Origin of the sequence: Marinifilum sp. (genome assembly GCF_965230805.1) — a bacterium.
Classification (GTDB): domain Bacteria; phylum Bacteroidota; class Bacteroidia; order Bacteroidales; family Marinifilaceae; genus Marinifilum.
Genome location: NZ_OZ246019.1, coordinates 3,184,147 through 3,198,101 on the forward strand (window position 1 = coordinate 3,184,147; position 13,955 = coordinate 3,198,101).

Below are 13,955 nucleotides of genomic sequence, written 5' to 3' on the forward strand. Positions count from 1 at the left end.
GCTAATGATTATTCTCATCTTGCGGCTTCCATCTGACAAATGAAAAAAATTATAACCAGATGAAAAAGTATTTTAAACGAGTAGGTATTTTGTGTCTTATTTTGTTGATTATGGTATCATGTAAAAATAATAAGGCAAAGAAGTCTGATGATACCAATGTGCTGGTAACAACCGATATTAGAGAAAAATTTGAACCCACAGATGGAAAATGCATTCTATTTATTGGCCAGGATATGGAAGCCATTGGAGGATTAGAGGATTATAATGATGGATATTTTGATCATTTTGATATTCCTGGAGGATTTACCATGTATACTAATTTTAGAACTGGTGATAGTTCGCCAGGAATTACGTACAAAGGATTGGATGGATTGACGACAACTGACAATTGGGGATCGGGCGATTGCAATATGCAAATGCAGATAGATGATCCGGATTTTAAGAATTGTGCTTTGGCCATTGGTTTAGAGCTTGTTAATCATGATAGCATTACTGCAACAGGCGGACATGATGATATGATTCTAAGATTGGGGAATTGGATAAAAGATTTAGGGCGAAGACCCGTATTTTTAAGAATTGGGTATGAATTTGATGCCCCGGAATGGAATCATTACGATAAAGAATTTTATAAATCTTCCTTTAAAAGAATTAGAAATAAGTTCGATTCCTTGGGAGTAAACAATGTTGCTTACGTGTGGCAATCGAAAGGATGGGGAACCAGTATAGAAGAATACTATGAATGGTATCCGGGTGATAAGTATGTTGATTGGTGTGGTTATTCACATTTTGCATGGGGTGTAAAAGGAGGAAAAACAATGATTGATTTTGCCAGAAAACACAAAAAACCTGTCTTTATTGCAGAAGCCACCCCCATGGTGTTCGTAGGCGATACCTTGCCAGTAGATTGTTTTTTGGATAAACCAGAACATGCAAAAATGGCAGTCAATTGGTTCGATGGATTTTTTAAGGTAATTCATGACAATCCTGATGTGGTGAAGGCAATTTCATATATCAATATTGATTGGTATAAACAGGCTATGTGGGCCAATGATCCACCTTTTAAGCATATTGATTCCAGGATACAGGTAAGCCCATTAATCACAGATAAATGGATAAAGGAAACTTCTGACGACAGGTATTTAAAAGCAAGCCCGAAACTGTTTGATCAGTTATGGGAGAAATAGGTTAATATGTTTGCTTCTGTAGTTTAAACCCGATGATTCAATCCTTAGAATCATTGGGTTTTTAAATTAAAAAACTACAATGGCTATGGATGAACCATTGTAGTTTTAAGGTATTTAGTGAAGTAAAAAAAGCATTACAAATCAATTGTTTCGCTTGAATTGCTTCTGTGTTTGCGGTATATCGAATCTCTTTGTTGGTAATACTTTTTACGTTGTTCTAAAAACTCATTTCGTAAAGAATCCAATTCGCGTTGCATTTCATAGTTGTGTTGTTGCCTGAATTGTCTTCTATTTTTCATCATCTCTTCCAATTCTTTAAAAAAGTCATTTTGGTTTGAATCTCTTTGATGAAAATCTCTTCTAAACATTGAGGAGTTAAAGAAATCTATATCAAAAAAGTCATCATTAAAAAAATCGTCCGAAAAGAATGGGAGTTTATTGTTCCCTTGTCTTAAGCTATCTGATCCAAAAAAACGGCTGAGTTGTTCTTGCATTCTTTTGTGCATTTTGCTCATATCCATTTTATTGAAGTATGCAGAATCGTTTAAAAAATGCTGAGAACTGTCCGACGACCATGAATAAACGTAGGTGGAATCATAGCGAACCAGATTTCCATTTTCATCATACACTTTGTTTACTTTAATATCTTTCTTGGGAGGTGTTTTGTTTTCTGTATTTTGACAATAAACAGAGAATGAAATTAACAAAGCACTACTAACGAGTAAAAGTTTTCTTAATCCTTTCATGATAAATGTACTTTTGATTTTGCTCCATAAAATTACAAAACATCTGTGTTTACCAAGAGTTAAAAAATTTTAAAAAGTATTAAAAAGCCACCTCGTTTGAAGCGGCTTAAGAGTATTATCTGAAATTAGAATTTAATTCATGTGTTTTAAATTGACTGCGTATAGGATTATAAATATTGCGGTTATAACAGCTCCAATAAGTGTCCACATTATCATAGAATCAAAATCGATTAAGGCAAGAGGAACCAACAACCAAAAAACATTTGCAAATGAGTACAAATAAAAACCGTTCTTCTTCAATTTAAACATTAGAAAAACACCTATTAAACTCAATAATGCAAATAAACAATTGGCTCCTGTAATAGCCTCCAGATTTTCAGACATGGCTTTTAATTGTACCATGCCATTTGCTGCCATATCATAGAAAAAACCAGACTCCATTCCTGCTTCTTCCATTTGCTCTAATGCCTCTGCAGTTTTCTGCATTTTCTCAGCATAGGTATTCTCAAAGGTTGCATAGTTGTAAATTGGTTGAATTAAACCAAAGTATCCACTACCAATAAATGATAGAATGCATAGTACAGTTAAAAAAGTGGGTCTTTTCTTAGGCATTTCAATAGTTGTTAGATTTTCTTCCATAACTAAATAGGTTTTGTAGAATGAGTAATTGTAATTAGTTCATTTTTTTCAGGTTGATTGCGTAAAGGGCAATAAATAGGATTGTAAATATACTGGCGAATAATATTCCAATATTCACAAATAAATTAAAGCCAACAAAAATTGCAGGAACAAATAATAGCAATATTTGCGCAATAGAATAAATATAGAAGCCTGTTTTTTTGAGTTGGAACATCAAAATAGCTCCTGTTAAACTGGCAGCATACAATAGGAACTGTGTTAGAGAAATTTCAAAAATGTTTTCCAGAGTTCTTTGTCCAATTTCGAGTGCTTGCTCAATAATTTTTCTTGCTGGCTCTTGGTGTACTTCTTCCAATGCCATTTCGAAGAATTCAGGGCTTAAAAATTTCTTAATAGGCGACATAAGCATTGCCATGATGTTATTTAAAACACCAAATCCACTGCCAATAAAAGAAAGAACACATAAAACAGTTAGTAATCCGGGTCTTTGTTTTGGTTGGGTTTCAACAATTTCCATTTGTGTTGTATTTATAAGTTAGAGTATTAAATTCACAAGCATAAATTTACGATAAAGATGATAAGTACAAAAAATATAAATCTTTTATTAGATTTTGTTAGAATCTGTCAGGTTGAGTAATTGGTTTTACATGATATCCTTTGCAAAGGAATGACAGACAAAATATTATACAAATTTTGAGTGTATGTCTTAGAAATGAATATTTAGCATTTAAATTAGCCTAAAATAATTTTTTTAATATTCTGATTTGTATAATTTTGAGCCTGCACTTTAAGGAGAGGATAAATAAAATGAATCTTGCGGTGCATCATCTTTTCAAGGGGAAACTTAGTCATGTTTGCATGGAAATTTAACCCTTTAAAACACTAACAAAACATTAAAATTAATCCGATTAATTTCGGGGTAAAAGACAAACAACAATGGAAAGAGATAGACAAATTTTCGACCTAATTGATCAGGAATACTTGCGTCAGAAGAACGGCATTGAGTTAATTGCTTCTGAAAACTTTGTGAGCCAACAAGTTATGGACGCAATGGGATCCTGTCTTACTAATAAATATGCTGAAGGTTATCCTGGGAAGCGTTATTATGGAGGTTGTCAGGTTGTAGATCAAACTGAACAATTGGCTATCGACAGAGCTTGCGAGCTTTTCGGTGCTGAATATGCTAATGTACAGCCTCACTCAGGAGCACAAGCCAATGCTGCTGTATTTTATGCATGTATGAAACCAGGTGATACATTTCTAGGTTTAGATTTGTCTCATGGTGGTCACTTATCTCACGGTTCTCCTGTAAACTTATCAGGTAACCTATACAATCCAATTGCATACCACGTAAAAGAAGAAACCGGTTTGGTTGATTACGATGAGGTAGAGAAGTTGGCTTTAGAGCACAATCCTAAAATGATTGTTGCTGGTGCCTCGGCTTATTCGCGTGATTGGGATTTCTCACGTTTAAGAGAAATTGCTGATAAAGTAGGTGCTATTTTAATGGCTGATATTGCTCACCCTGCAGGTTTAATTGCCAAGGGATTATTAAGCAATCCAGTTCCTCATTGTCACGTTGTAACTACAACTACTCACAAGACTCTTCGTGGACCTCGTGGTGGTTTGATCATCGTTGGAAAAGATTTCGAAAATCCATTTGGACAGAAAACTCCTAAAGGAGTAACAAAAATGATGTCACAAGTATTGGATTTTGCGGTATTTCCAGGACAGCAAGGTGGTCCATTGGAGCACGTAATTGCTGCTAAAGCTGTAGCTTTTGGTGAAGCCTTAACTGATTCTTACAAAGAGTATGCTATCCAGATGCAGAAGAATGCTAGGGTAATGGCTGATGAGTTTGTAAAATTAGGATACAAGGTAATATCTGGTGGTACCGATAATCATTCGATGTTAATCGACCTTCGTTCTAAATTCCCTGAAATTACAGGTAAGAAAGTTGAAAATGTATTGGTACAAGCTGATATCACAATCAACAAGAACATGGTTCCATTCGATTCACGTTCTCCATTCTCAACTTCAGGTCTACGTGTTGGTACTCCAGCCATTACTACTCGTGGTTTAAAAGAAGAGGATATGCCGGTAATCGTTCAGATGATTGATGAAGTAATTTCTAACATCGAAAACGAAGAGGTAATTGCTTCAGTTCGTAAACGTGTTAACGAAATGATGTGCGAGCGTCCTATGTTTGCTTGGTAAGAAAATAATACCAATTAGATACATAAAGGGAGGAACTTTGGTTCTTCCTTTTTTTGTGGTTTGATTAAGACGCAGATCTTTATAATTTTATTAGTTTCGAATCAAATTCTAACTCTAAGTTCTTAAGGCACTTTAAGTATTTGATAATTGTTATTTCTCATGGAATGGTATTATTATTTGTTGGTTGTATTGGTAGGCGTATTTGCCGGTTTTTTGAACACCTTGGCAGGAAGTGGTTCAGTAATTAGTTTGGCAATGTTAATGTTTCTGGGATTACCCGCAAATGTAGCCAACGGTACAAACAGAATTGCCATCCTCATGCAAAACATTGTAGGAGTAAGTAGCTTTAAAAAACAAAAGGTATTTAATTTTAAAGAAGGAATATGGCTGGCAATTCCTGCAATAGTTGGGTCGGTAATTGGAGCAGGTTTGGCAGTAGAAATCAATGAGGATATGATGGAGAAAACCATTGGAGGCTTATTGGTATTCCTCTTTTTTATTGTGCTATATAAACCTGATGCATGGGTAAAAGGTCAGGCTGGTTTAGTAAGATCAAAACCAAGTATTTGGCAAATTGTAATCTTCTTTTTTATTGGCCTTTACGGAGGATTCATACAAGCTGGTGTTGGTTTTTTCTTGCTGGCAGGTTTGGTTCTGGGCGCTGGTTTTAATTTGGTAAAAGCCAATGCAATTAAGGTATTTATTGTTCTTCTTTATACACCTTTTGCCATAGGTGTTTTCATTATGAATGGACAAATCGATTATAAGATAGGATTTATTCTTGCAGCGGGAAATATGATAGGTGCTTACATTGCAGCTAATTTTGCTGTAAGTTGGGGAGCTAAATTTGTTCGTTACATTCTACTGGGAGTAATCGTGTTTGCCTCTTTAAAGTTTTTAGGGTTTTACGAAATGATTGGCTTCATTTAAGTATCAAGAAAGGACAGTGTTTTATAGATTGTGATCGTCAGGAAAAAATTATGAATTACGTTTTTCACATCAATTTTAGAACTTTGTAACTACTAATTCAGCTGGAAAACATAGGTAATAGTTCCTTTCTGATAAGCGGGAGCACTACTATCAGAATTAAATTTAGCCTTTAGAGCTGCTTTTCTGGCAGCATCGAATAGTGCGGAATTACTTGTGGTAGATCCAGGCATACCAGGACGAGCATTTACCACTTTCCCATTTTTATCTACCGTAATTTCCACAACCACTTTTCCACCTTCCTGCAGATTGGTTTGGGGTTTAGGTATCGATAGAGAATTACGCCCTTGTAAATCGTAAGAAACCCCTTTGCTTCCTAATCCAGTGCCACTGTAATTGTCAGAATTCGATGATCCATTTTCTTTCCCTTGATTGCCTGACCCTTTGTTTACACCTTGCGAAGAGCTTGAAGAATTTCCTTGTCCAAATACATTTTTAGCACGATTGTTTATGGCATCAATCTTTGCCTGGCGTTCGGCCTCCTCACGTTTTTTGCGTTCAATTTCTTCCAGCCGTTTTCTTTCAGCTTCGGCTTCTTGTTGTTTGCGGATTTCTTCCTGTCTTTTCCTATCCGCTTCTAGTTGTGCTAATCGATTTCTTTCGGCTTTTGCCTTTCTTGCTTTTTCCGCGGCAGCTTTTTTCATGGCAATTTCCTCTGCTGATGGCAAGTCAGGGGCATCTTCGGTATCCTGTGTCAATATTTTTTCTTGTGCAGAGCTTGGCTCTGCTTCTGATTTTGCCGATGCTGCTTTAGGGACTGAAACAGGATTAGCAGCAGCAACTCTCTTCTTAGCTTTAGAAGGAGCAGGATCTCTTCTGCCAACACCTTGATTAGAATTTCCAAAATTTACAAGAATCCCTTCTTCTTCGGGAAGTGGGAGGGGAGTACGAAAGCCCAGAAAATACAATAGCACGATTAATCCAATGTGGAAAAACATTGTGCCGGCAAATCCTATTCTCTTGTTTTTGGATTCTTCCATATCTATTTCGCTCGTGTAGCCAATATCAATTTATACTTGTTGTTTTTTGCTATATTCATCACCTTAACCACCTGCTCCATGGGTACCGATTTATCAACGTGAAGTGAAATTGTTGGATCTTCTTCATTCGAGAGTTTTCGCTGCAATTTGTGTTCCAATTGCGAAAAAGGTACTGGTGTAGTTTCAAGATAGAAATTAAAATTCTTATCGATGGATACCGTAGTAATTGGTTTCGCTGCTGTTTGGTTGCTGCTTTTTGGGAGCAGTAATTTTAGAGCATTCGGACTAATTAATGTGGATGTTACCATAAAGAAAATCAGCAATAGAAACACAATATCAGTCATGGAAGACATACTGAAAGCTGCACTTACTTTATTTCTTGTTTTTAGAGCCATATTTTTTTATTTGATAGGTTCATTCAACAAATCCATAAATTCGGTAGTTGTTGCTTCCATATTGAAAACCACTTTTTCAACTTTTGCAACCAGGATATTGTAAGCAAAGTATGCGATAATACCAACTGTAAGACCTGCCACGGTAGTTACCATTGCTTGATATATACCACTTGAAAGTAATCCAACATCAATATTGTTTCCTGCATTTGACATGTCGTAGAATGCCTGAATCATACCCATTACAGTACCAAGGAATCCAATCATAGGCGCAGCTCCAGCCACAGTGGCAAGGGTTGGTAAGTTTTTTTCTAATTTAGATACTTCCAGATTACCGATATTTTCGATTGCAGCGTTTACATCATTTAAGGGTCTTCCAATGCGTTTAATTCCTTTCGAAATCATTCTTGATACAGGCGTATCCTTGGATTGACACAATGACAATGCTGAATCTATTTTGCCTTCATGTATATAATCACGAATTCTATTCATAAAGTTAGCATCCTCTTTTGTAGCCTTACGGATGGCAAAAAATCGTTCCAGGAAAATGTACATGGCAATTACCGAGAGGGCAAAAATTGGAATCATGATCCAGCCACCTTTAAAGGCCAAATCAACAAAATTTAGAGTTAGTTCTGTTGCTTCGGCTCCTTGCTCCTCAATAGGCAGTTCATTTTGAGCCATTCCCTGTACACCTGCAATAAGCGATAGATAATTCATATACGATGTTTTCTAGTTTGATCTAATACATAAAAAAACGAGATATAATACGGAATATTATATCTCGCTAAATTAATATTATTGATTTTATTCCCGAATATAAAAACAGGGAATTTAAATGTTTATTCTAATGCAATAGTATTGCTTGCAAGTAGTACACTCCGGCACCAGCTAAATATCCAATAAACGCAAGAAGTGTAATCTTCTTCAAATACCAAATGAAGTCGATTTTTTCCATCCCCATTGCTGCAACACCAGCAGCCGATCCTATGATCAGCATTGATCCACCTGTACCAGCACAGTATGCAAGAAATTCCCAGAATAAGCCATCCTGCATAAAGTTAGTTGCATAACCAACAGCTTCGACACCCTCGATAGGATACATACCCATAGCAGCAGCTACCAACGGAACATTGTCAACAATTGAGGAAAGCACACCAATAATCAAGTTGATAACATAAATGTCATGTACATTTTTATCTAACCAAGAAGCTAATATATCAAGATGACCAGCAGATTGTAAACTTGCTACAGCCGTAAGAATACCCAAGAAGAAAAATACAGTTGGAACGTCCACTTTTTTTAAGACCCCGGTTACGTTTAAACGACTTTTGAATTCTTGATCTTTATTCTTGTGCATAATTTCTGTAACTACCCACATTAAACCCAAACCGAAAAGCATTCCCAAGTATGGAGGCAAGTGTGTTGCTGTTTTAAAAACCGGAACAAATAGTAGTGATGCAACACCTAAACAAAGTATAGTTATTCTCTCTTTATGGGTAGTATATTCTATGTTTTCTCCTGCAGCAATGGCGGGACGAGTCACATTTCCTTTAAGGTAAGTGCTTACAATTATCAACGGAACAATCATTGTAAATAAACTTGGAACGATTACTCGGGTAATAATATTGATTGTTGTAACCTGACCACCAATCCATAGCATAATGGTAGTTACATCACCAATTGGAGACCATGCACCACCCGCATTGGCTGCTAATACTACCATAGAAGCAAAGAACCATCTGTCTTTCTGGTCATCGATAAGTTTACGGATTAATGCTACAATAACAATGGTAGTAGTTAAGTTATCAAGAGCAGCCGACATAAAGAAGGTTAAAATACACAATACCCAAAGTAATTTTACTTTGTTGGTAGTTTTAATTTTATCGGTAATGATCTTAAAACCCTGGTGTTGATCAACAATCTCAACAATTGTCATTGCGCCCAGCAGGAAGAATAGAATTGTAGAAATTTCAGAAAGGTGATGAAGAACCTCATGATGAGTAATAAAATCTAACATGCCATGTGCATTATCCATTCCTGGATTATGCGCAACGTATTCATTCCAAGCTCTACTCATGCCTGAAGAAAGGATATCTACCCCACCAAATACGTAGATAGTCCATGTTAACACCCCAATTAAAAGAGCGGATGCTGCCTTGTCAATTTTTAGTGGATGTTCTAGCGCAATTGCTGTATAACCCAGAACAAAAACCACAACCATTAATGCGAACATAATAATCTGATTATTTTAAGTGTTTAAATTTTTCTCAAAAATTGATGCGCTAATATACTAATATTTGCTTTTCAAAAATAGGTCAGCAATAAAAGAAAAAAATGCATAAGAAATTCTGCTGTAAAACATTGATGATGTGAATTTAAAGTTATTCTATTTCGAAGAATCTTTCTTGATCTCTTTGTTCTTATTGCCTTGCAGAAAGCTGAGGTATTTTTTAAGTAATCCGGAAAAAGTATTAAAATCTTCTTTATAGAAAATCCCGATTCCTTGGGTGTTTCTTGATTCTTCGTATACCAAATATTCGTTTGATCTGGTAAATGCTTTTAATTGTAATTTTCCTTTTTTATCAAGTTTGATATTTACATCAACATCGCCTACAATATCATTGGCTCTTTCTTGGCTATTACTTGTTCCAACATTACCATTAATGGTTACTTTATCGTCGAATACCTGAGTTGACAAAGCCACCTGAATTTCATCACTGGTTAGGTTGTCGCCTGGACGGTAGCTTACACCAATATCAAAGTCATTACTAATCTGACTTAACCAATTGGACAATTGGTTTGATAATAATTCACTAGTAGTAACACCAACAGCATAACTCGAGTTTTTGTTTTCGAAATCGGGGTCGGTCGAGCGAAGATATTCCGGTGTATAAAATCTATTTAGAACCAAAAGAGATAGAATTTGTTTATTGGTTTCATCTTCAGTTGAAAATAATCCTTCCAGAATACTTTGCGTTTGTTGATCTAAGGTTGGGAAAGCAATATTAAACTTGATAATAGGGTTTTCAAGATTTTGACTCAAGTTCATTTTGCACTGAACCGGAATTTTCCTGCTAATATCCACATAAGGAGTATTTAAGAGTAAATCGTATAGTGTAGTTTTAACATTATACATTGCATCAATATTAACTGTAGCATTGTAAGGATCACCAGCCCATTTGATATTACCTCCATTGGCCAGGTCGAATTTTTTATTAATAACATTCTGCAATGTAAAAAGATAACTTCCTTTCTGAATTGTGTAATCGCCAAATATTTTAAATTCTCCTTTGGTATCAATTTCAAGTTTTAGGTTTCCATTGCCTTTGGCCTTAAGAACATCACCAATCTGAGAATCAAAAATAATTTGAATGTCGGTTTCAGGAGTGATTTCAAGGTCACAATTCATGCGAATACCAGATAAATCAATTTTATATTCCTCTTCGTTTGGTGATTGCTCAGTTCGGTTTGTATTCACAAACGTAATAAAGTTGCTTTCCTGAATATCTCCATTATTATTTATAGGAACGTAAACTCGGGTGTTTTTATCGGTTTTGGCTCTAATTTCAATTTCCAGATCATAAACTGGTCCGTACAAATGAGTAATACCAGTTACATACGCCTCGCCATAAAACAGTTCGTTGTCCGATTCTTTGGTATCCAGTATATTAAAATTAAGTGTATTAACCGATAAGTCTAAATTGAAATTATTGAATTGTTCATGAGAAATGGTGCCAAAGAGTATTGCTTCTTGCTTGTTTTTATCACTAATTTTAAAATTTTCGAAGCGCAATTCTCCTGGTGTAATGCTGATACTATCGTTACAATAGTAGCTTGTTTTAAGATCATTAATGGAAAACTCGGTCTTGTCGAATTTTAGTTTACCATACGACTTTAAATCATCGGTATGCCCTTCGATATGTACACTTCCAGAGGCATTCCCTTTTATGCCGGATATGTTTTCTTGCAAATAAGGATTTAGCAACTCCATTCTCATTTTATTGATTTTGATATCCATATTTAACGAATCGCTGTTAGGAAAATAATCACCTTTCAAATCAAGTTCTTTATGAGAAGAAAAATCTGTAAAGGAAGAAAAGTTGAGTTTCTTTTGGTACTTATCCCAATCGCTTATTACGAAAAGGTTTCCCAGCGTATCATTGTTAAGAACCAAATCTTCGATCATAACATTCGAGTTTGAAAGTCGATCGCCATAAAAATCCGAAATTTGCACATAGCCTTTAACAGTTCCGTTAATTCCTATGTTTTGTTCGCGAGTAAGATCATTTAAGTTTTGCAGACTAATATTATGAATTTTAAAGTTTACGCTATCCTTAGGCTGGCTTGAGATTTTTCCGTCAAGTCCAAAGAATTGATTTTCGCGAGCAATTTTAAAGTCATTTATCTCGTAGCTTGTGCTATCAATAATAATTTTGGATTCAGGAATAGACCAAATACTGTCAGCCATAATAATGGTGCTTGGCAGCAGATTGATGTTCCATTTTGCATTTCCTGACTCTTTTGATTTTTCAACCTCAGCTTTTGCCGATAAGGAGCCACTATAGGTTACTTGATCCCAATTGTTCCATAAAACGTCAAGCTGTACCTTATTCTTTTGGGCAGTAATTTTTTGTGATAGATTGTATAATCCAAGTTGATCTGAGAAAATAAATTTATTGGTTCGTCCTTTTAAAATCAGTTTTTCACTATCAGCCGAAAGGTCAATTTTCAACTCATCAAAGGATTTACCTTCAAGCATAAGTTTAGGAGTGTCGAAATGAATGTTAAGCGTTCTGTTAATTGCTGATATTTCACCTTTAAGGTTTGTTTCCGGTGCGATACTAAAATCAGGGAATAATACTGAAGTGATTGGTTCGGTATCTTTTAATTTAAGTTGAAACTTAAAATTATTTGTACTATCAGTTTTAACGTATTCTTGATTGGGAGCATAAGCAGGCAAATAGTAATAGGCAAGGTTTGCAATGGACGAAACCAATTTAACAACTTCGTAATTTCCTTCAACTTTAGCATCAGAGACATCCGAATTTAAAATAATTCTTTTGAATTGTGGCGAGGTAAAAGCGTTGATTGTAAACTTGTTTAGCAGAAAATTGCCCAAGCTGTTTTTGTATTTCGTGTTATTGATTTCGATAATACCATTAGCATTGTCGAATCCGCTACCAGTAAAATTGGCATTTACCGAAAGGCTAAGCTCCGCTTTTTGATCTTTTGTGTTAAGATGCAAAGGAAATAGTTTTGCATGATAAAGATGCGAGCTAAAGTTAACAGTTGGTATTTCCTGTGAAAAGTCAATTTTCCCGGCAAAATCAAATCCTATATTTGGGTCTTCAATAGATATCTTTCCATCGAATTGCGATTTAGAGAAAAAACCATTCAATGAAAGATTTTCATATTCGTAATCGTAAAACTCTACTTTACTGATATTTCCTTTCATCACACCCTGCGTTGTACTTTTTGAGCTAAAGCCACCTACAGAAACATTCAAGGAGATGTTGCCAACTTTTTCCTGCTCGATAAGCCCACCTAAATTAAAATCATAGCTTCTTAAATCCCCATTAAAATCAAGCCTGTTGTTTACTTTATTTGGCTTAAAAAGTATATCCGTTTTAATATTTCCTAAATCAGTATCAAAGTTTCCATAAAACACAAAATCATTAACAAATCCATTAAATTTCCCTTTGTATTTAATCAATCCTAAATTCTTAAAATAATCCGGAAGGTTAAAGTGTTCTTTGGAATAGCCAGGAATATATACCTTCTCAATATCCGATATACTGGTAGTTAACTCTTTAAAATCAGCCTCGAGATATGAATCGTGCAGATAAGGTAAACCATTCATATAGAATTTGCCTTTTAAAGTAGTATTGTTGCCATAAACGATATCAATATCACGTCCTCTTAAATCATAAATTGTACCGTATAATTTACCCGATAAATAACCTGTTTCCCTAAAGCCTAGCAATTCCTCGTTAAAATAAGCAAGATCCAAAAAGCTAATGCGCGAGGATTGTAAAAGAAAATTAAGTTGCATTTTTTTGGTAAACTTAGCCCAATATCCCTGATGAGGTTCATAATTAAAAAAGAGATGCTCAGCTATTAGTTTGCTATGTTCCGAAACAATTGTAACATCAGAAAACCCCCATTGATGATTTGTAAACCAGTTTTTTGCATTAAAATCCTTTAACACAAAGCCTGATTTTTCTTTACAGCTAAGATGTTGAATAAAGTATCCAACAGAATCATTTTCTACCTTAATGTCACGAGCCTGAATGTTTAAATCTGTAACGTGAATGTCATCGTAGTTCATTCCAAAGGTTTGAGGCACATAGTCAGCGGTTTTGTAACCAAAACTGGAATTCTTCATATCAACATTTGCTAGCGTAACATTCCACGATTTTTGGGTAGAATCAAGCTCTGAAGAGGAATTTCCATTTGATAATGAATCCAGAAAAGCTTCAATGTTTAAGATTTTATTTTCGTCTTCGTAAAGATTGATAAAAGTTTTGGAGAGTGTTAATTTATTAAGGTAAAGTTCTTTTTTATTGATATTAAAGGAATCTATTTTTGCCTTTAAATGATCAATGTATATTAATGTGTCTTTTCGGTAATCCTCAATATATAATCCTTTTAATATAATACTTTTAAAAGGAGAGATATTTACCCCTTCGATACGAATAGGCGTATGGGTTTGCTCAGATAAATAATTGGCAATTTTTCTGCTTACATGAGTTTGAACCGTACTGCTTAAGAATAGCAAATACATGATGCAGGGAATCATAATGATAA

At 35.0% G+C, this 13,955-nt stretch carries 11 protein-coding genes; 3 read left to right on the forward strand and 8 right to left on the reverse strand.

Annotation, left to right across the window (positions count from 1 at the left end; genetic code table 11):
• The first annotated feature begins 59 nt into the window (after window positions 1-59).
• Window positions 60-1,184 carry a glycosyl hydrolase gene (locus tag ACO05S_RS12860; RefSeq protein WP_421918412.1) on the forward strand — a complete coding sequence of 375 codons (1,125 nt, stop codon included), beginning with the start codon at window positions 60-62 and terminating at the stop codon, window positions 1,182-1,184.
• A gap of 134 nt (window positions 1,185-1,318) precedes the next feature.
• Here ACO05S_RS12860 and ACO05S_RS12865 read toward each other — a convergent pair whose 3' ends face one another.
• The 3 genes from ACO05S_RS12865 to ACO05S_RS12875 all read right to left on the reverse strand — a co-directional run bounded on the left by ACO05S_RS12865 (window position 1,319) and on the right by ACO05S_RS12875 (window position 3,086).
• The gene (locus ACO05S_RS12865; protein ID WP_421918413.1) at window positions 1,319-1,930 is read right to left on the reverse strand and encodes a hypothetical protein; all 612 of its coding nucleotides are present in this window, start codon (window positions 1,928-1,930) and stop codon (window positions 1,319-1,321) included.
• A 132-nt stretch (window positions 1,931-2,062) separates the two neighbouring features.
• Window positions 2,063-2,569, reverse strand: a complete 507-nt coding sequence (locus ACO05S_RS12870) for a hypothetical protein (RefSeq protein ID WP_421918414.1) — start codon at window positions 2,567-2,569, stop codon at window positions 2,063-2,065.
• A gap of 34 nt (window positions 2,570-2,603) precedes the next feature.
• Entirely contained in the window at window positions 2,604-3,086 is a 483-nt protein-coding gene (locus ACO05S_RS12875) for a hypothetical protein (RefSeq protein ID WP_421918415.1), read from the reverse strand.
• Window positions 3,087-3,505: 419 nt separating this feature from the next.
• Here ACO05S_RS12875 and glyA point away from each other — a divergent pair, with 419 nt between their 5' ends.
• A complete protein-coding gene (glyA, locus tag ACO05S_RS12880; protein WP_421918416.1) occupies window positions 3,506-4,786 on the forward strand; it encodes a serine hydroxymethyltransferase in 1,281 nt (426 codons plus the stop codon).
• A 159-nt stretch (window positions 4,787-4,945) separates the two neighbouring features.
• On the forward strand, window positions 4,946-5,716 hold the full coding sequence (locus ACO05S_RS12885) for a sulfite exporter TauE/SafE family protein (protein WP_421918417.1): 771 nt from the start codon (window positions 4,946-4,948) through the stop codon (window positions 5,714-5,716).
• Window positions 5,717-5,808: 92 nt separating this feature from the next.
• Here ACO05S_RS12885 and ACO05S_RS12890 read toward each other — a convergent pair whose 3' ends face one another.
• The 5 genes from ACO05S_RS12890 to ACO05S_RS12910 form a co-directional block, all read right to left on the reverse strand.
• A complete protein-coding gene (locus ACO05S_RS12890) occupies window positions 5,809-6,753 on the reverse strand; it encodes a cell envelope integrity protein TolA (protein ID WP_421918418.1) in 945 nt (314 codons plus the stop codon).
• Window positions 6,754-6,755: 2 nt separating this feature from the next.
• A complete protein-coding gene (locus ACO05S_RS12895) occupies window positions 6,756-7,148 on the reverse strand; it encodes an ExbD/TolR family protein (RefSeq protein WP_421918419.1) in 393 nt (130 codons plus the stop codon).
• A gap of 6 nt (window positions 7,149-7,154) precedes the next feature.
• Window positions 7,155-7,865, reverse strand: coding sequence for a MotA/TolQ/ExbB proton channel family protein (locus tag ACO05S_RS12900; RefSeq protein ID WP_421918420.1), 711 nt, complete (start codon window positions 7,863-7,865; stop codon window positions 7,155-7,157).
• A 127-nt stretch (window positions 7,866-7,992) separates the two neighbouring features.
• Window positions 7,993-9,381: a sodium:proton antiporter NhaD gene (gene nhaD / locus ACO05S_RS12905; RefSeq protein ID WP_421918421.1), complete on the reverse strand. Its 1,389-nt coding sequence runs from the start codon at window positions 9,379-9,381 to the stop codon at window positions 7,993-7,995.
• Between the two features lie 153 nt (window positions 9,382-9,534).
• Window positions 9,535-13,932, reverse strand: a complete 4,398-nt coding sequence (locus ACO05S_RS12910) for a translocation/assembly module TamB domain-containing protein (RefSeq protein WP_421918422.1) — start codon at window positions 13,930-13,932, stop codon at window positions 9,535-9,537.
• Between the last annotated feature and the right edge of the window lie 23 nt (window positions 13,933-13,955).